Below are 19,245 nucleotides of genomic sequence, written 5' to 3'. Positions count from 1 at the left end.
ATTGTGCACCCATGGCGGCTCGGCAAGAGGCTTGAACGATGATACTGCAAGGTGTGGATTCCAAGGTTGCTCCCTCTTTCCCGTTGAAAAATCGCGTGGCACGCGTGCTGTGGGGAATCGCATATGTGCTGTTTTTTCTCCCGACACCGCGCCCTTTTCATGCGTGGCGTCGAGGCATTCTGAGAGTCTTCGGCGCGCGAATCGGAGCGGGCGCGCACATTTATCCACGGGTCAGGATCTGGGCTCCGTGGAATCTTTCGATTGGGGATTTGGCAGGCGTTGCCAACGGCGTCACGCTTTACTCGATGGAAATGATTGTCTTGGGAGAACGTTGCGTGATCTCACAGGGGGCGCATCTGTGCACCGGTAGTCACGATTTCAACGACCCTTTGTTTCAGCTCACCGCACAGCCGATATCCATCGGGCGCGATGCATGGATTTGCGCGGAGGCGTTTGTTTGTCCGGGCGTGCAGATCGAGGAGGGGGTTGTGGTGGGCGCGCGATCGGTGGTGACCCGCAGTCTTCGCGAGAGCTGGACGGTGTACGCCGGCATGCCTGCCAAAAAAATATCCACTCGAAGTGGATCGGGAGAAAAGCAATGAGTGGTGTTTCAGTCCTCATTCTGACAAAGAACGAAGAAAAAGATCTTCCGGGTTGCCTGGAAAGTGTTATTGAATGGTGCGATGACATCCATGTTTATGACTCTCACAGCACCGACCGCACGGTTGAACTTGCCACGCTGCTCGGGGCGAAGATTACGCTGAGGGAATTCGATAACTGGGCCAGTCATCAGAATTGGGGACTGGCCAACATTAAATTCAGGCACGATTGGGTCTTATACATCGATGCTGACGAACGCGTGACCGAAGACCTGGCCCGATCGGTCCGCGAGATGGTCTCCACATCGACTGATTGCGTTGCCTTCGAAGTGCAGCGTCGCGATTTTTTCAGCGAGCGATGGCTGAAACACGTTCAGGTGTCGCCCTACTACGTTCGCCTTTTCAAACCGGCCTACATTCGGTACGAACGGATGGTGAATCCGGTCACCGTGGTCAACGGCAAGACAGGCAGGATTGGCGGATATCTCGACCATCATCCGTTCAGCAAAGGTATCTCGCACTGGCTGGCACGCCACAATTCGTATAGCTCGCTCGAGGCGGAGCAGTTTCTGATCAACGCGAGTAAGGGCGAGAAGTTCGAGCTGTCAAAGGCGTTGCTGGCGAGGGATTTTCAGGTGCGCCGCTATCATCAAAAGGGCTTGTTTTACAAGTTGCCGCTGCGTCCGCTAGCTAAGTTCCTCGTGCTCTACGGGCTTCGAAGAGGCTTTCTGGACGGCCGGCCGGGATTCGTTTACGCCGTGCTGCAGTCCATCTACGAGTATTTCATTGTGTTGAAGGTGCGGGAGCGTCGGAAGGCGCCGAAGGCATGAAGAACGCGCTTATCCAGTCCGGTCCGGACACCACTGGCCGTCGGCCTTCGAGGAAGGTCCTGATCTATGGCCTCAACTACGCTCCCGAGCTCACCGGTATTGGAAAGTACAGTGCCGAGATGGCGGAATCACTGGCCGATGTGGGATACGAAGTACGTGTGATATGTGCGCCGCCGTACTATCCGGAATGGCGGATCGGCGCCGGTCACTCGGCCTGGCGCTATCGCACCGAGCAACGTGCGGCCGTGCGTATTCAGCGTGCGCCCGTGTGGGTGCCGAGTCGTCCCAGCGGGCTGAAGCGTCTCCTGCATCTCGCAAGTTTTGCTGTTTCGAGCTTGCCGACGGTGTTTGCACAATTGTTCTGGCGGCCCGACATTGTGATCGCAGTTGCCCCGAGTCTGATGAACATTCCGGCTGCCTTGATGTTCGGCAAGATGGCGAGGGCACGCACGTGGCTTCACATTCAGGACTATGAAGTCGATGCTGCTTTCGAACTGGGGATGCTGAAGGGCAAGCGGCTGAGACAGTTCGCCCTGGGTGTCGAAAGTTGGCTGATGCGGCGTTTCGACGTCGTATCGACCATTTCCGCGAGAATGATCGAACATGGCCGCAATAAAGGGGTGGATTCACCGCGACTGTTTGCATTGCCCAATTGGGTCGATGTCAATGTCATCTTTCCGCTGGACCGGCCGAGTTTGTACCGGACGGCGTTGAATATTCCAGACGAGGCGATTGTCGTTCTGTATTCCGGCAACATGGGTGCGAAGCAGGGTATTGAGGTGTTGGCGCAGGCGGCCGCTTCGCTTGCACACAGAAGCGACATCCATTTCGTGCTTTGCGGCGACGGTCCATACAAGGTAAATCTTGTTGAACAATGCGGGCATCTGGCGAACTGCACATTTCTCTCCTTGCAGCCGTTTGACAAGCTTAACGATCTGCTCAATGTGGCGGACATCCATGTTTTGCCGCAGCGAGCGGATGCGGCCGATCTGGTTATGCCTTCGAAACTGACCGGCATGCTCGCAAGCGGTCGCTCCATCATCGCGATGGCGCGCGCAGGGACGGAACTCTTCGACGTGGTGTCTCCGCGAGGCGTGACGGTTCCACCTGAGGATGTTCAGGCGTTGGTGGCCGCCATAGAAAATCTGGCCGACGACGTGGACCAGCGAACCCGGCTTGGTGCCGCTGCACGCGCCTACGCAGAAACGGAGTTGTCGCGTCGGGCGGTGATAGAGCGCCTCGACGGCAGATTTCAGATGCTATGCGATCGGGTGAGAGGAAGGTCGGTTTTTACTTGAGGAGGAGGGTTGACTATCGTTGCGATGACCCGCGATAACGCCAATGATGGGTGGCACAAGAAGCGTCCGATTGAATGGAAAGAGGTGACGCCGGAAATTCGGACAAGGCGATGAGTGAAACTACTGGAATCCGAGCCTGGCATAATGCACGCAAAGGAACCTGGGTCCGGGTCGGCTTCGGCCACTGGACCCTTTGCTGGCGTTCCTGGAGAGTCTTTAAGTATTGCGGTAGCGTCATCCGCCTATCAGGGTGCCGCCGGATATGCGTTTTCCTTTTACGACGCTCGACGACGATCGCTTACCAACGTTGACGAGAGTGGCGACTGCAAGCCTGGGCGAAATTCAGGTAATCCGTGTAGCTTGACCTCGAAGGCTACGTCCTCTTATAAAACCGACCACAAATGGCTGGAAAACTCGCTCCAATACATATGCGGTAGTCAAGGCTGCAAAAACACACACTACAATTTCGACATGTCGCGGGAAATCCAGCGCATGCACAATCGTGATCACCGGCTGATGCGTTACGTACAGTCCATATGAAATCCCGGCAATCCAGGCAAAGAAGCCAATTAGCGGCGCGGTCGCTTTCGGTGCGCGAAAATTGGCTGTTGCCAGCCCTAACACGAGCAATGCCATCACAAAGTGGCGGACCTGCAAGGCGGGGCTGATTCCGGAAATCACCGTGGCGTGGGCGGCAACAGCTTTAATTACCGGGACGGACCAGATGAGCGTGCACACTCCGATCCCCAGGAACATCGGAAGTTGAGCGGTGACCGAAAATCGCGCTCTCGCTCGAAATTCGCGCGCAAGCTCAACACCGGCCCACCAAATGATGAAATAGCCGGCATACAAGGAGACCGCATTAGGATGGATGTCATAGGTAACTGCTCCAACTACTGACAACACGATTACTATCGCGCGACGCGAGGACCACGTTGCATTCACACAAAAGAAAATGAGAGCGAACGCAACATAGAACCACACTTCGTATGACAGCGACCAAAGTGGATCATTTCGACAGAATGTCTCGAAAAGTACACCGGCTTTTAACGCGCCCGAATCTTGCATCATGAACAGGTTACCTAACAGGCCAGGTGTGTTGATGCACGCTGTGTCGTGGGTAACCAGTGCGGCCAGCGCGGCGAGTGCGAGGCTGACGAGAAATATAGGGTAGATGCGGACTGCACGGCTAACCAGATAGCTTCGAATACCTGGACGCTTATCTTTCGTCACCGAAAGAAAAATCACGAAACCCGAGATCATAAAAAAAAGGATCACCGCTTCCTGACCAAAATGGAACAATGGTTCAATACGCGTGCCCCGAAACGGATTCAGATGGTGCAGAAAGACGTAGACCGCCGCAAATCCGCGAGTAGCTTCAATCCCTCTCAACTTTTTCATAGTCAGGTTGGCCTGGGTCGGGAAACGGCTAATTCAGATGGCAAGATGGGTTGACACGCACCGCAACGCCCGAGGAAGGCGACGCGCGTTTGTTCGCTGGGTGATTTTCGGCCTCGTTGCCGCGCACGACTGCTTCCAGAGCGGTAGCCCCGGGGATCGAGTGGATGAAGTCATACGAGCGGCAGTCAGTGTCACCCTTTCAATGCGAGCGACGTCCACCATGTTTCGCGGAATTTCCCTACGTTTGGATGTGATGGGGTCCAAACGGGATTGGGTTCCTCGAGTACGGGTATCTTCCTGGCCAACACCGCGTTGCCAGTTGGGCAGGTACGCGGTCGGTGATGCACGTTGGAGCATTTCCACCGTAACGTCAGTAAGTCGAGCGTCCGATTCGTCACTTTGGGGGAAATATCGAGAGTCTGCGCGAACGGCTCCTGGTTCTCCCACGACAACAGGTACTTTGCCGCCGGCATTCGCAAACGCCATGTAGGCATCGTTGGTTTTGAGAGTCGGCACGGTACTCGGGCCGGTGATTCTCTGGTGATAGATCCGAAGTTCGGTGGTTCCACTATTGCGCACCAGATATCCTGGGTTCAATTGCTCGACCAGGGATGCAGTCGGATCTTTACCGTCGGCCGGAAAGCCGATAGACAATGCAGCACTGAAGCCACTGTGCGGAACTCGACATTGCAAGTGTGTCGACAACCGCGTCGACAGAGGTGGTCGCGCAAATTCGGACAGTCGGATAAGGCAGTATGACCTTCCGTCATGCTGCCTTAAAAATCCCGGAAGATTGTCTGAACAAGTGAGATTCACCTCTCCGGATTTTTTCGCGCGGGTTACCACGGCGACCTATACAGCGTCACAGCCGCATCTCCGCCTGCTGCAGAATCAAGTCGCGTAACAAAAGGCGACTCGGGCGCCACGGTCGAAGACCCGGGCATACTGCCGTCTCCCTGCTGTCCGGTCCGCACCCGCCCGGTATTCCACCGCGATGTCGCTTTCGCCGACGAAGTTCTTTCGCCGCTGCCCACTCCCGGCGACGCTAAACCTTCGACCGCCGCGATCCCATAGCTCGTCAGCTGACGTGCCCGGTTCATTGTTCGAGGCCGATTCCCAAGGTGCACCGAATAACTATCCTCGTAATCTGTGGGAGCACCGTACAGGGAGCGAAAACGAGTGCCCTGCGACGATCTGGTACTGCGCGTTGCCCCGCCGCGCGCGGAAGCTTGACTTCGGATTGAACTAGAGACGTCATCACCTGAGAGATAGTCCAGCTCGTAGCCCGGAGGTGATCCATACAGGGGGCTCAAGGAAGAATCCGAACCAGACTGCCCAACGTGCTGCGGATTACCGCTTGAATACTGGGCTTGCACTGAGCCCAGATTACTTTGCGCATATGCGAACGGGCAGATGGTGGCAGCCGCCATGGCCGCAACCGTAGCAGTCAGGAGAACTCTCACGAAACAGCTATTCATATACGAGCCAGAATACTGGCTGCTACCCAGCAGCACAAATGCGTCAAGCCTGATATGAATCCGATTATGGCCACTTCGTTACCGGGAAGTAGAATGGGCCGCATCTCGCCCGATCGTGTAGTACTTCCAGCCGCTATCCCTCATCGCAGTCGGGTCATACAGGTTGCGTCCGTCGAATATAACCGCGTCATTGAGTGCTTCGTTCATCTGCTCGAAATCGGGACTCCGGAACTCCTTCCATTCGGTCAGGATCACTAGCGCATCGGCATTCTGGAGTGCCATATCGCGCTCTTTCGCAAAAGTGACGTGCTCGAAATTATCCGGACCGAGGTCTGCTGCCAGGCTACGCCGGGCCTGGTCAAGCGCAACAGGATCGTACACGCTTACCGACGCTCCACCACGAATCAATGCCGCAATCAGTTGGCGACTCGTGGCGGCTCGCATATCGTCGGTGTTCGGCTTGAAAGCAAGGCCCCAAACGGCAAAGTGCTTGCCATTAAGCGCATTATTGAAATGCTGTTTGATCTTGTCGAATAACACTGTTTTTTGCAGCGTGTTCACATACTCGACCGAAGCCAGAATGTTCAGCTCCATGCCGTTTTCGTTCGCGGTATGCATCAGCGCCTGCACGTCCTTCGGAAAGCAGGAGCCACCGTATCCGCAGCCGGCGTACAGGAAGCTGTAACCAATGCGTGGATCGGAGCCAATGCCGCGCCGGACATGTTCGATATCAGCGCCGACGCGATCCGCCAGGTTCGCGAGTTCGTTGATGAACGAAATCCGCGTGGCGAGCATTGCATTAGCCGCGTATTTGGTGAACTCGGCCGACCGAACGTCCATGCACAGGGTGCGTTGATGATTGCGGTTAAACGGTGCGTAAAGCTGCTCCATCAGGCTTTTCGCGCGCAGCCCCGCGACGTCGGGATCGTATCCCAATACGATGCGATCCGGTCGCATGAAGTCCTCTACAGCCGCTCCTTCTTTGAGAAACTCCGGGTTTGAGACCACGGCGAACTGTGCGCCATGACCGCGTGCCGCCAATTCCCGCGAGATCGTCTCACGCACTTTGTCCGCCGTACCTACTGGCACGGTCGACTTATCTACAACGACCTTGAACGAATCCATATGCTGGCCGATGCTGCGCGCGGCAGCAAGCACGTACTTCAGGTCCGCGGAACCGTCCTCGTTGGGCGGAGTTCCGACCGCGATGAACTGAATGTCGCCGTGTGCCACTCCTTTGGCGATATCAGTGGAAAACGTCAGGCGAGCGGCGTCGCGATTGCGCGCGATTACTTCCGATAGTCCCGGTTCGTAGATGGCTACGCCGCCGTTGTTTAGCTCTTCGATCTTGGCTGCATCGACATCGAGACATAGCACATCATTGCCCAATTCCGCGAGGCATGCCCCGGTGACAAGACCGACATAACCTGTTCCGACGATAGTGACTTTCATGGCTTCTGGTGCACGTGGAAGATGGAATAATCTGCGAGTCGGCATGCAAACGCCCGCCTGATCGGCTTATCCGAAGGCGCAAGAGTCCGACGAGCTTGTATCGTTGCTCAACGAAACCTGTTTGGGGAATATCTGGCGCACCGCGACAAGGTAATTTCGTTTTCCGTCAAGGCTTGACCGTCATGTCGAGCCTGGCAGAAGCGACGCGAGCGTATCCGCTTCGCCAGCAGACCCGACGATTGGACGAGTACGATAGATGAGACGCGGTTCATGGCGGCGGATAACGCCACAAGATTGTCGGACAGGGCCCAATATTGCGACGTATCCTGTCTTCGATACAAACTGCTCTACCGGGCTATACGTCAAGGACGTATCGGTATGAGGCACGCGCAGTGAGCGACGCTTATGCGCGTAACTTGTGATGGCTTCCTCACTCGTAATAGCATCTTCTCGATCATTTCCTGCTGAATACCATGCTTCCAATCCCTATGTTCTTGAATGTCGTCGATGCGACACCGCTGGTAGCGATCGACCTCATCATTGAGAACGGGACGGGCGGCTATCTTCTCGGATGGCGCGTCAACAAACCCGCCCAAGGCTTCTGGTTTGTTCCGGGCGGTCGTATTCGCAAGAACGAACGCCTTGACGATGCCTTTTGCCGGATCGCAAGTGAGGAACTGGGTCGGGCCGACCTCAGACGAGCCGACGCCGACCTTCTTGGCGCGTACGAACATCTATACGAAGACAATTTTAGTGGCCAAGCCGGTATCTCGACTCATTACGTGGTACTCGGGTACAAGCTGCGTGACGCTATTGAACTTGCGAGCCTGCCGCAACTGCAACACTCAGCGTACCGTTGGGCTACGAAAGAAGAGATTACGAGCGATGCAGAGGTTCATCTGAACACGCGAGCTTATTTCGGTGATTCCCTTCAACGGACATGATGCCGGGTCGCTTGCGTCCGTCGGAAAGGCACAAATACCCGAAGGGAATAGCGTACCCGTAGCGTGGGGGACCAACAGCGCGGATTAATTAGAAACCGGAATAGGTAAGCGGGGAATGATCGATGACGGCGAAAGAATTCATTCAGGAGTCGGCCGCGTTGCGTGGCCAAGGAAAATATCAGGAAGCGATCGACGTCATCAAGGCGAACCTGCCGAAGACAGAGGGAAACATCCGCCTCGATGCCCGGATCGAGGCAATCCGGGCCGCGGTGGAAGCCGGGGATGCGATGACGGCGTACGAGTATGCAACCGCTATCGCGGCCGAAGAATCGGGGCGCCCGCGCATGCTCACCGTTGCTCTGACCGACGGTGCATTAAGGTGGCCGATCGGGATTGAAACGACAACACGGGCGCCCACGCCCAAGAAGCGCTAACTCAATGAAGGTTGGGTTTGCCGCCAGCAGATGTCATTTTATGCGGGAGCATTTCCCACGAGATGTCGGACCGAAGTACGAACAGGATGCCGGTCAGCATGGCGCGATCGTCCACAGACTTTCTCGCCGCATGGCGCTCGCGAGACGGGCAGCGTCAAGCGACCCGGCCATGCTGCTGGTCGGCGAAACGAGGGGCGGCAAGGAGCGCTTTGCGCGCGCCCTGGTGTAACCAGACAGCGCGACAAACCCTTCGACCGGCGATCAACGGGAAATGCTGTAGCCGATGCGCGCGATCCAGTGCTGTCGCTGGTTGTAATCGAGGATATCCTCCCCATAACCGTTGAAATAGCCGATCCAGAGATATCCGCCCCAGGCGCTGCCGATCAGCTTGGCGAGCGGATAAGTCAATTGCGAATCGATGCTGCCGCGCCATCCCACCGTGCCCTTGCGTAGCGTGGTTGCGAGTTGCCAGCCATCGGGGCTGCCATATTTCACTAGCAGGTCCACGTAGCCGCGATAGTCCTGAATGTTCTCATTGCCACTTTTGCTCAGGTAGTAGTAGAACTTGGGCGAGATGGTCAGGTGGTTCGAATTCAGGTCTCCGAAGTCCCAGGTGGGCCGCACGAACACCGTATTGATCGCGCGCGATGCGTCGCCAGCCTTGCCGTTTGATTCGTGGCCGATACCCGAGGCAATGCCCATGCGCGTGAAAAGTGCGCTTTTCCAGCCGGTATCCTGCAGATAATAAAATAGTTGCGGTTCGTAGCTGGTATCGCGGAACGGCACCGACTCCTGCGACAGATCCCAGATGGACGTCTGCGTGTAGGCGAAATACAGGTTGTCCAGAAAACGGCGCGATCGCGGATCGTCGGGCAGGACCAACCGGTACTTGAAGCTGAACTGGAACTTGCCCAGCGTATCGCCATTCTTGCCGACCGCGAAATACATCGGCTCGAAGGTCGACAGACGCCCGCTCAACATGCGATCGGCGATGGAGGTCGGCACCGCTGTGTTGGCCGCAGCGGTCGCTGCAGCGAGTTGCTGCGGCGTCTTTGCCTGGGTCTCGGCCTGCTCGGCGGCGACCACCTGCCCCTGGCTTTTGCCGCGGTTCAGCGTCACCAGCATCGGTGACGTATCGAAACCCACTGGATCAATTTTCATGACGCCACGTGCTGAATCAGGCCAGGGCGCCGAGAAGCGCACCTTGCGGTACTGGCCGGGACGCAGGTTCAAGCGGTTCGCAACCCTGGGTTCGCGGATCAGCGCGAGCTGTGCGGGAGGAAGGTCACCATTGGTCAGCGTTACGTTCAGTTGTTCCGGGACGTCGACGCTGAGCGGTTTTGTGTCGTCATCGCTATAGAGCACGATGAGTTCGAGAGGTTGGCTGGCGGCCAGTTCGCGTGCCGGCTGCAGCACGGCGACGGTCGCCTGGGCCGTACCTGTGCAGCATAGCGTGAGAACCGTGGCCACATATCGTATCCGAAGAGCACTGGATCGCATATAAATTTCCAATCAAGGAGCCCTGAGGCGGGACGCTATCGTCCATTCCAATAAATATGCACCGCGTCGATGCCGCGCGGAAAATTACGGGTCCGACAAAAACGCATCCAATCTATGCGCCGACGTCAGGTGAGTCCGTCAGGCCCGCCACCCTCCGACGAGCGGCTTGGATACGGCGAACAAACCGTTATGACATTGGCCGTCGACTGCGCCAGTTGCTGACGCGTCTGCGCGAGCCATGGTTCGGCATCTAGGGACGTGCAACGATTGAATCGGGAGTAATTCGACGCGTGGGGTCGAAGTACTTCCACTTCACGGATTTGGGTTGCTCGCACGCATGCCGCAAGGTGATCGGTCACGTTGTAGCGTTCGCGTCCGGCATGCCGGGAGCAGACGGCCGCCAAACGATCTGCGGCAAAACGCTTGCTCCAGCGATCGACGTAGCTGTCGCTGCAATCGGGTTTGGTTCTGATCTGAGCCCAGGTCAGTCCCTCAGCACGCAACAAGATGAGACGCGCGTGTCGCGCCGGCTCTGCCCGAACGGCGCTCCCACTGGCGCGCCGCTGCAGTTCAATGATTCCGGTTTCGGTCAGTGTCATCATGCCCTCCACGTGCATGATGATACTTCCTATCAGGTGTTACGTTCCACTAGTCCCACCCAGCCGCCCGATCCGCCGCCGCGAGCCGCTCGTCGATCCTGAACATCGCGACGATCCGCGCCAGTGCCGCTGCCTGCTCCTCCATCGACTTCGCGGCGGCAGCGGCTTCTTCAACCTGAGCCGCATTGCGTTGCGTATTCTCGTCGATCTGCACCACCGCCTGATTAACCTCGCCAATGCCGACGCTCTGTTCGGTACTTGCGCTCGCAATCTCATTCATGATGCCGGTCATGCTTTGCACGGCCGCCACGATTTCCGTCATGGACGCCTGGGCGCTTGCGACCCGTTGGCTTCCGTCAGCGACACTCTGCGCGGAACTGTCGATCAAGGCCTTGATCTCCTTCGCCGCACTCGCACTGCGCTGGGCCAGCGAGCGCACTTCCGATGCGACAACAGCAAAGCCGCGTCCCTGCTCGCCTGCTCGCGCTGCCTCCACGGCCGCGTTGAGCGCGAGGATATTGGTCTGGAACGCAATGCCGTCGATCACCGCAATGATGTCGGCGATCTTGCGCGACGACTCGGTAATCTCGCTCATCGTCCGCACGACGTCGCCGACCACATGGCCGCCGCGTTGCGCGCGATCGCTTGCTACGATCACCAGTTCATGGGCCGCGCCGGCGTGATTGGCGTTCTGCTGGACTGTCGCCGTCAATTGCTCCATGGCGGCGGCCGTTTCTTCGAGGCTGGACGCCTGCGCTTCGGTGCGCGCGGACAGATCCAGGTTGCCGGCCGCGATTTCGCGCGACGCGCTCGAGATGGCAACGGTGCTCGCGCGAACATCCCCGATGATGTGATTTAGCGATTCGACGAAACGGTTAAACGAGTGCGATAGTCTGCCGACTTCATCGTCGCTTTCTACTTTCAGGCGGCGTGTGAGGTCGCCATTGCCATCGGCGATTTCACTCAGCATCGCTGCCGCGCGACCCAGCGGACCAGCAATCGTCTGGCTCACCAGTACGATGATCAGCAAGCCGACGCCGCCGCCAATCAACGCGGCCACCAACGCCGAGATCGTCGCGGTCTGCGTGATATCGCCGAGCACCTCGGCTTCGGGCACCTCGGCAACCACATACAGATTCAGTTCCGGCATATACGATGCGGCCACGAGGCGCCTGCCGTCGTTCGCGCTGTAGCTGGCGCTCGTGAACTTCTGCCCGTTGAGCAACGCCGATACGATGTGTGCATCGAAGCCAGGCGCGTCCTTCAGGTAGTGCTGGCCATCGGCCAGCGCCGCATCGCGATGGATCACATACGCGCCATCGGGGCGCACGAGATACACGAAGCCGTGCTCGCCGATGCGGTAATTGCGGATCGATTCGGCGAGCTGGCTCACCGAGAATCCCAGTGACGCCACGCCGGTCTTCCCGCCCGCATCGAAGCGCGCGTTGATGAACAGGTTGTACTCGGACGAAGCCTTGTCTTTGTCGAGGTCCAGCTCGTACGCTTTGGCGCCGGACAGAAAGCCATAGAACCATTGATCGCCCGGATCGCTCTTCGAGACCGTGCGCGAGACGCCGGTCTCGTTCAGATACTTGCCGGTGTCTTCCGAAACCCAGGAGATGGTGGCTGCATGCGCCGCGCTCTTGAGGCTTTGCGCGTAGCGCTTCCATGCGTCGGTACCGTCGTCGGGCAGACCTTTCGCCTCCCAGTCCAGCATGAAGGTATTGACCGCCATGCCCCGAGTCAAAGCCAGCGGGCCGCCAATCTGACGCAGCACGTCGTTACGGATTTCGCCAACGGCGGCTGGTAACTCCACCGAAACCGCGCGTTGCTTCAGGCGGTTGCCGGTCAATACGACGCTCAATGCGGCGGATATGACGACGAAGATAAGAATGGACAAGCTCATCGCGAGGATAAGCTTCTGACGCACGGAAAGACGACGCAGGACGTTCATGTGGGCGAGCCGAAAATAAGCGACGAAATAGAGTGGGAGAACATTCGGTTGCAGCGGGTCACGCCGACACCTCTTTGCAAAACGGCTCGTCAAAAATAAAGTTGAGGGCGACGTGCAGGTTCTTTTCAGTCGGCGAGCACGACACAGCGGTCGCGGCCCTCGCGCTTGGCGCGATACATGGCCGCATCGGCGCGAGCCAGCAGCGCGCTGGCTCCCGCTTCTGCCTTGCCGCGCGACAGTGCGACGCCGACGCTGATCGTCACGTTGCGGTGTGGACTGCCTTCATGCGCGATTGAAAGCGCGCGAATCCGCGCGAGCGCCGAACCTGCCAGTTGCGTGGCCGATGCCTCGTCGGCGTCCGGCAGGACGATCGCGAACTCTTCGCCGCCGATCCGCGCGACGGTTGCACGTTGTGCGAGGTCGGTCGCAAATGCATCGGTTAGTTCATTCGTGAGTGCATCCGTTAGCGCGGTAGCGACCGCGCACAACGCAGCGTCGCCGCGTTCGTGTCCGTAGCGGTCGTTGAAGCGCTTGAACCAGTCCACGTCGATGAATATCACCGCAACCGCCGTTCTGTCGACCCACGCGGTGCGCATGGCGTGATCCAATGACGCCACGAAATGACGCCGGTTCGCGAGGCCCGTCAACGCGTCCTGCAACGCGAGCGCTTTCAGTTCCTTGTTCGCCGCCCACAACCGTTCCGCGAGTTCCGTCTGTTTGTGATGGCTCGCGCTGACCTGCGCGAGATAGCGACGCCCGTCGGCGAGAACAGCGGCCATCAGATACGACGTCAGCAGGCAGGCGAGCGCGAAACCCTGCACGTCGAAGATCGCATCGGCAGGCCGCGCGAATGTGCCGAACGGACTGTGAAATGGCTCGCGGACCGTGCTGACGACGGCAACGGCAGCGGTAATGAAGGTGCCCGTCACCGCAGCATAAGACCCGGCCCATAGCACCGCGAGCACGAGCGACGGCAATACCCAGTAGAGCGGCACCCAGTGCGCGTGATGAAAACTGCCAACGCTAACCAGCGCGACAATCGCATGCGCGCAAAAACCGTTGCGACAATTGCGCATGAGGCGCGTCTTCAGTCGCTCACGTGCGAGCGCGCGGCGCAATACGCGCGAGGCGCGCCGGCAGACGTAACCAAGTGGCAGGAAGATGGCAATGCCGAGAGCGTCGCTGAATAACCAACTCGCCGCGACGATCAATGCCGGCCAGCCGAGCGCGATATGTGTCGCTACGCCGACCACGAGCGCCGAGATCAGCGTAGGCAACAGCACGGCGCGCGTGAGAAAGCGATAAAGACCCTGAGGATTCGGCACCGCCAATAAAGGCGCACGAAAAAAGCGCAACGACATGGACATGGCCGACACTTCGACAACGTTGCCGAGGCTGAAAATCAGCCCGGCAGATCGGTCGGGGAGCAACCATAGGTTCGCCGCGAGGCCGCCCGCAGCCACCGCAATTGCGATGTCGCGCTCACGGGTTTGGGTGCCGTCCAACGCGAGGCCCGCGATCAGGCCGTTGGCGGGCCAGATACTGCTCACACCCCACGTTGCACGCGTCAGCACGATGCCGAAACAGGCGAACACCGTGAAGGCCAGCGTCGAGGCGAGGAGCTGCGAAAACCGTCTCATGAGCGGATCGCGACGGGTCGAGCCAATGCGAAGATAAGCGCGCGCGCGTCTGGGGACTGAGCAAGCATGCGACGAAGGCCGTCCGAAAGGTAACGGGGGATGGGCAATACCAGACATGACGGCGCATCGTCCAGAAACTTGAATGGCAGTCTGCCGTCGCGGAAAAGCTTGCGACGCATCTTGGCGTTGCAGCGTTGCGGATTATGGCGAGGCCAAAATGAAGAAAATATTTGTGCCGTTATGGCTTGAATAGAGGTGCGGGTATGTTGGTGTGTGCCGGCCATCCAGTACGCGACAGCAAAAAAAGCGCTACTCGACAACCGAGCAACCTGACAGTGCCCCGCGAAGGACTGCGCGCATTGCAGGAAAAGCGCACGCCGCGTCGCCTTGACGGAGGGCGAAGCCGCATGAGTCTCGAAGCGTTCTACGCGCGCCGGATCGTTGAGGTCGGCTCTGATCGGTCGGATCGGACAGGGTGGTGGCCGTGAGCTTCGCCACCGCGAGACTTATTGCCAATCCGTCGATACGTCATCCAGGTCGACCAGCGTAAGTCCCGACGAAGGCAACGGCAGCGCCGTTTTGTAGCGCACCTGCTTTAGCGCGAAGCTGGAACGGATATTCGATACGCCCGGGATCTTCGTCAGGTGCTCGAGAATGAAGCGCTCGAGCGTCAGCATGTCGGGCATCACCACGCGCAGCAGATAATCCGCGTCGCCGGTCATCAGATAACACTCCATCACCTCCGGGCGCTCCGAAATGGCCTGTTCGAAACGCTGCAGCGCCTCTTCCACCTGCTTTTCCAGACTGACCTGAATGAACACATTGATCCGCAGCCCTAGTGGTTCAGGGTTCAGCAACGTTACCTGCTGCTTGAAGAGCCCCAGCTTCTCCAGCGCGCGAACCCGGTTGAAGCACGGCGTGGGCGACAGGTTGACTGCGCGCGCCAGCTCGGAATTAGTGATGCGGGCGTTCTGCTGCAACTGGCTGAGAATCCCGATGTCAATGCGGTCGAGCCGTTTCGGTGGTGTCGTCATAGTTGAGATATTCCGGATCTAAGGGCATATACAGAATAAATACACTATCCGGCCGCCAAACCGCAAGCAAATGAGAGCCTTATTTTGCAGCGCGATGGGTAACATCTACTCAACTATTTATGAACCGAACGCCTCTTTGCGGGAGTAGTGCCATGACGGATTTGTCAGACGGTGCGTTGCAGTTGCGATCCCTTGAACGCGGTCACGAAGATAGCGACCCCGAAGAAACTGCGGAATGGCTGGAGGCGCTGGATGCTGTTGCCGCGCACGTCGGGCGTGACCGGGCGCAGTACCTGTTCGACCGGCTCGCGGCGCATGCGCTGTCGCTGGGTGTGGAATCGTCCCGCACGCGCGTCACACCTTACATCAATACGATCGGCTTCAACGAACAGCCGCGTTATCCCGGCAATCTCGAACTGGAAGAGCGGCTTGCCGCCGCCTTGCGCTGGAATGCACTCGCCATGGTTGTGCGCGCAAACAAGGCGTACGGTGAACTTGGTGGCCATATTGCAAGCTATGCGTCTGCGGCGGATCTTTTCGAAGTCGGCTTCAATCATTTCTTCCGGGCCTCGAATCAGCAGGCAGGCGAGGGTTCCGGCGGCGATCTTGTTTACTTCCAGCCGCACTCGTCCCCGGGCGTGTATGCGCGCGCCTATCTCGAAGGATTTCTTGGCGAAGAGCATTTGCAGCACTATCGGCGCGAAATCGCGGGACCAGGTTTATGTTCGTATCCGCATCCGTGGCTGATGCCGGACTTCTGGCAGTTTCCCACCGGTTCGATGGGCATTGGTCCAATCAACTCAATTTATCAGGCGCGCTTCATGCGGTATCTGCAGAATCGCGGTCTCGCGCAGACGGAAGGCCGCAAGGTGTGGGGCTTTTTCGGCGACGGTGAGATGGACGAACCCGAGTCGCTCGGCGCGCTCTCGCTGGCCGCCCGCGAAGGGCTCGACAACCTGGTGTTCGTGATCAACTGCAACCTGCAGCGGCTCGACGGTCCGGTGCGCAGCAATGGCCGAATCATCGACGAACTGGAAGCGCACTTCAACGGCGCGGGCTGGAACGTCATCAAGGTGGTGTGGGGCTCGGACTGGGATGCGCTGTTTGCGCGCGATCGAACCGGCGCATTGATGCGCGCATTCGCCCACACCGTGGACGGCCAGTTTCAAACCTTCTCCGCGAACGACGGCGCCTACAACCGCGAGCGCTTCTTCGGCCAGAACCCGGAACTCGCCGCGCTTGCCGCGCAGCTGAGCGACGAGGAAATCGACCGCCTGCGGCGCGGTGGCCACGACGTGCGCAAGCTGCATGCGGCCTACGCGAAGGCACTTTCGCATCGTGACCAGCCCACGGTCATTCTCGCCAAGACCATGAAGGGCTTCGGCATGGGCACGTCCGGCCAGGGTCGCATGACGACGCACCAGCAAAAGAAACTCGACTTCGACGACCTGAAGGCGTTTCGCGATCGTTTCCGCTTGCCGCTCTCGGATGAGGACGTCGAGCAGGTGAAGTTTTACAAGCCGGCAGAAGACAGCCCGGAAATGCGCTACCTGCACGCACGCCGGGCAGCACTGGGGGGCTATCTGCCCAGAAGGCGGAGAGTCGCATCGAAGGGGCTGACCGTGCCTTCGATGCAGACCTGGGCGCAATTCGCGCTGGAGGCGAACGGGCGCGAGATGTCCACGACGATGGCGCTCGTGCGAATGCTGACCGCACTGTTAAAGGACGCGGAAATCGGCCAGCGCATGGTGCCGATCGTCGCTGACGAGGCACGCACCTTCGGCATGGCCAATATGTTCCGCCAGGTTGGCATCTATTCGCCGCTTGGGCAGCTCTACGAACCGGAGGACCTCGGTTCGATGCTTTACTACCGCGAGGACACCAACGGTCAGATTCTCGAAGAGGGCATTTCGGAAGCGGGCGCGATTTCATCGTGGATCGCGGCGGCGACATCGTACAGCGTGCACGATCTGCCGATGCTGCCGTTCTACATTTATTATTCGATGTTCGGTTTTCAGCGCGTTGGCGACATCATCTGGGCTGCCGCGGATCAGCGTGCACGCGGTTTCCTGATCGGCGCAACCTCCGGCAAGACGACCTTGGGCGGCGAGGGATTGCAGCATCAGGACGGCACGAGCCACCTCGCGGCATCGACGATTCCGAATTGCCGTGCTTACGATCCGGCGTTAGCGTACGAAGTGGCGGTGATCGTCGACGAGGGCATGCGCGAGATGGTCGAGCGTCAGCACGACGTATTCTATTACGTGACGGTGATGAACGAGAATTATGCGCAGCCGTCAGCGCCGCCAGGCGTTACCCAGGCGTTGCGCGAAGGAATCTTGAAAGGCATTTATCCGCTGTCTTCCGAACGCAAAGCAACGGCGCGCGTGCAATTGCTGGGAGCCGGCGCGATCTTTGGCGAAGTGCTTGCCGCGCAGCAGATGTTGCAGGACGACTGGAACATCGAGGCCGCGGTGTGGAGCGTGACGAGCTTCACCGAACTGCAGCGCGACGGCATCGCCTGCGAGCGGCATCAACGTCTCGGCGATATGTCCGACGTGCCATACGTTACGGCCGCGCTTGGCATGTCGCACGGCCCCATAATCGCTGCGACCGACTACGTGCGGGCCGTCCCGGAACTGATTCGCGCGTTTGTGCCGCGCCGCTATGTGACGCTCGGCACGGACGGCTTCGGACGCAGTGATACGCGCCAGGCTTTGCGCGAGTTCTTTGAAGTGGACCGGGCGTCGATTGTGATCGCCGCATTGAAGGCGCTGGCCGACGAAGCGGTGCTCGACGCAATGACGGTCGCGCACGCACGGCAGCGCTACGGCAAGAGCGCCGACGACGCGATCGCGCCGTGGCAAAAGTAAGCGGACCGCCGGCGTCAGGTGACGTCGCGGCATCAGATTTGTACGCGTGGTGCGTGAATTGCGCGTCATTCCTGGCCGCCGTCTGCTCGAAGCGGTGTCCGAAGGATGTCCAGATCCGATTGTCGAGTCATATGGCCAGCGGTGTTGCTGCCCGCTGTCGTATCTCTGCGTGATGTACCGGCCTGGGTACGGGTTGGGCAGATGCTTCAGGCGGAGAAGAGGGAGCGGTCGGGCTGCGTTGCTCCACCCTTACACGGTTCCGGTTTGTTCTTTCGGGGTCCACGTCGGACTAGGGACGTTTCCTTCCGCGGCGAGTCGTCGGGCTGGTCGCGGCAGGCGTTCGGATGCCCCGCAGGATAAGGTCAAACGCCTGTTCCCTTGATTCCGCTGCACCCTTCGGATCAGATAATGGCAGGCCGATCGCGAACGAGAGAGTTGTTGCATTGGTTATCCGTATGGTGAATATTCCCAAAATTGACACGTAGAATTCCCGGGGATCGATACCTGGCCGAAACTTGTCTTCGGCGACGCCGCGATCGAGAATCTGGGACACGATTTCGATAATATGGTCGTAAGCGGGCCTGACTGCCGCGAGAGGAGGAAGGTGAACGCCCCCGCGCATATTCTCGTCGTGAATGAGGCGAGCGAAATAGGTCGCGGCAGTGGATTGACGAAACATCAGATCAACGAATCGTCGAAGGGCTTTTTCGGCGTCGAGTCCCTGCACGGCCGATTGTATTGCTGCATGGTCCCCACGATATTGCAGATACGCATATTCGAGAACGGCCGTGTAAAGCCCTTCCTTGCTACCAAAATAGTGATAGACCAACTGCTTATTGGCACTGCTCTGTTGCGCGATCATGTCGACCCGCGCGCCGTCCAATCCCTTCTCGCCGAATTCGATGAGTGCCGCCTGCAGCAAGCGTTCCCTGGTTGAACCGTTCTTTATCGGCTCGGACTCTGGACGTTTGGCTGGGTCTCCTTGAGACCGTTTCTGTTTTCGACTGCCTGAGTGCGTCGTCACTTTAATGCCCTTCTGGATAGCTATATGGATCTTCGACCCGAAGGTCTCTTCTGGCCGCGCTGCCTGGTCGCTCTTGCGGGTCCCGCCAGGGTGTTGCCACCGGGGTGACGCGTGGTGCGCGAGTCCGGCCGCCGACCCGTTCTATTCGTCGACCGCGTCACGCGATTGCTTACGAAGCGTAACCA

The 19,245-nt window shown here is 58.7% G+C and carries 15 protein-coding genes; 6 read left to right on the top strand and 9 right to left on the bottom strand.

The window, feature by feature from the left end; all coding sequences use genetic code 11:
- Positions 1 to 38: 38 nt before the first annotated feature.
- From BXE_RS41760 to BXE_RS41750, 3 genes are read left to right on the top strand one after another with little or no spacing between them, the layout of a single operon-like run.
- Positions 39 to 602, top strand: a complete 564-nt coding sequence (locus tag BXE_RS41760; RefSeq protein ID WP_011494192.1) for an acetyltransferase — start codon at positions 39 to 41, stop codon at positions 600 to 602.
- On the top strand, positions 599 to 1,429 hold the full coding sequence (locus BXE_RS41755; RefSeq protein WP_011494191.1) for a glycosyltransferase family 2 protein: 831 nt from the start codon (positions 599 to 601) through the stop codon (positions 1,427 to 1,429). The genes BXE_RS41760 and BXE_RS41755 overlap by 4 nt, the downstream gene beginning before the upstream one ends.
- Complete coding sequence (locus BXE_RS41750) at positions 1,426 to 2,727, top strand: glycosyltransferase WbuB (protein WP_011494190.1); 1,302 nt, start codon at positions 1,426 to 1,428, stop codon at positions 2,725 to 2,727. Before BXE_RS41755 ends, BXE_RS41750 begins: the two co-directional genes overlap by 4 nt.
- 342 nt (positions 2,728 to 3,069) lie before the next feature.
- On the opposite strand, the gene BXE_RS41745 is transcribed toward BXE_RS41750, so the two are convergent.
- Both BXE_RS41745 and BXE_RS41740 read right to left on the bottom strand, forming a co-directional pair.
- Positions 3,070 to 4,128 carry an acyltransferase family protein gene (locus BXE_RS41745; protein ID WP_011494189.1) on the bottom strand — a complete coding sequence of 353 codons (1,059 nt, stop codon included), beginning with the start codon at positions 4,126 to 4,128 and terminating at the stop codon, positions 3,070 to 3,072.
- Positions 4,129 to 5,684: 1,556 nt separating this feature from the next.
- Complete coding sequence (locus BXE_RS41740; protein WP_011494186.1) at positions 5,685 to 7,058, bottom strand: UDP-glucose dehydrogenase family protein; 1,374 nt, start codon at positions 7,056 to 7,058, stop codon at positions 5,685 to 5,687.
- A gap of 473 nt (positions 7,059 to 7,531) precedes the next feature.
- Here BXE_RS41740 and BXE_RS41735 point away from each other — a divergent pair, with 473 nt between their 5' ends.
- Together BXE_RS41735 and BXE_RS41730 are read left to right on the top strand one after the other, a co-directional pair.
- Positions 7,532 to 8,002, top strand: a complete 471-nt coding sequence (locus tag BXE_RS41735; protein ID WP_011494185.1) for a GDP-mannose mannosyl hydrolase — start codon at positions 7,532 to 7,534, stop codon at positions 8,000 to 8,002.
- A gap of 122 nt (positions 8,003 to 8,124) precedes the next feature.
- Positions 8,125 to 8,436, top strand: a complete 312-nt coding sequence (locus BXE_RS41730; RefSeq protein ID WP_011494184.1) for a hypothetical protein — start codon at positions 8,125 to 8,127, stop codon at positions 8,434 to 8,436.
- Position 8,437: 1 nt separating this feature from the next.
- On the opposite strand, the gene BXE_RS48415 is transcribed toward BXE_RS41730, so the two are convergent.
- From BXE_RS48415 to BXE_RS41705, 6 genes are all read right to left on the bottom strand, one after another.
- Positions 8,438 to 8,536 carry a transposase gene (locus BXE_RS48415; RefSeq protein WP_081435650.1) on the bottom strand — a complete coding sequence of 33 codons (99 nt, stop codon included), beginning with the start codon at positions 8,534 to 8,536 and terminating at the stop codon, positions 8,438 to 8,440.
- 161 nt (positions 8,537 to 8,697) lie between these two features.
- Positions 8,698 to 9,936 carry a phospholipase A gene (locus tag BXE_RS41720; protein WP_011494183.1) on the bottom strand — a complete coding sequence of 413 codons (1,239 nt, stop codon included), beginning with the start codon at positions 9,934 to 9,936 and terminating at the stop codon, positions 8,698 to 8,700.
- A gap of 125 nt (positions 9,937 to 10,061) precedes the next feature.
- On the bottom strand, positions 10,062 to 10,538 hold the full coding sequence (locus BXE_RS46265; protein WP_158340976.1) for a helix-turn-helix domain-containing protein: 477 nt from the start codon (positions 10,536 to 10,538) through the stop codon (positions 10,062 to 10,064).
- A 46-nt stretch (positions 10,539 to 10,584) separates the two neighbouring features.
- Positions 10,585 to 12,489: a methyl-accepting chemotaxis protein gene (locus BXE_RS41715; protein ID WP_011494181.1), complete on the bottom strand. Its 1,905-nt coding sequence runs from the start codon at positions 12,487 to 12,489 to the stop codon at positions 10,585 to 10,587.
- Positions 12,490 to 12,614: 125 nt separating this feature from the next.
- Positions 12,615 to 14,129, bottom strand: a complete 1,515-nt coding sequence (locus tag BXE_RS43605; protein WP_011494180.1) for a GGDEF domain-containing protein — start codon at positions 14,127 to 14,129, stop codon at positions 12,615 to 12,617.
- Positions 14,130 to 14,635: 506 nt separating this feature from the next.
- Positions 14,636 to 15,163, bottom strand: coding sequence for an Lrp/AsnC family transcriptional regulator (locus BXE_RS41705; protein WP_011494178.1), 528 nt, complete (start codon positions 15,161 to 15,163; stop codon positions 14,636 to 14,638).
- A gap of 152 nt (positions 15,164 to 15,315) precedes the next feature.
- On the opposite strand from BXE_RS41705, the gene mdeB reads away from it, so the two are divergent.
- Entirely contained in the window at positions 15,316 to 18,036 is a 2,721-nt protein-coding gene (mdeB, locus tag BXE_RS41700; protein WP_011494177.1) for an alpha-ketoglutarate dehydrogenase, read from the top strand.
- Positions 18,037 to 18,325: 289 nt separating this feature from the next.
- Here the strand turns inward: mdeB and BXE_RS41695 are convergent, their stop codons facing one another.
- Entirely contained in the window at positions 18,326 to 18,958 is a 633-nt protein-coding gene (locus BXE_RS41695) for a TetR/AcrR family transcriptional regulator (protein ID WP_011494176.1), read from the bottom strand.
- Positions 18,959 to 19,245: the final 287 nt, after the last annotated feature.

Origin of the sequence: Paraburkholderia xenovorans LB400, from assembly GCF_000013645.1 — a bacterium.
Lineage (GTDB): Bacteria > Pseudomonadota > Gammaproteobacteria > Burkholderiales > Burkholderiaceae > Paraburkholderia > Paraburkholderia xenovorans.
Note: the sequence above shows the minus strand (reverse complement) of the source record. Positions and strands in the feature narration are given on the sequence as shown.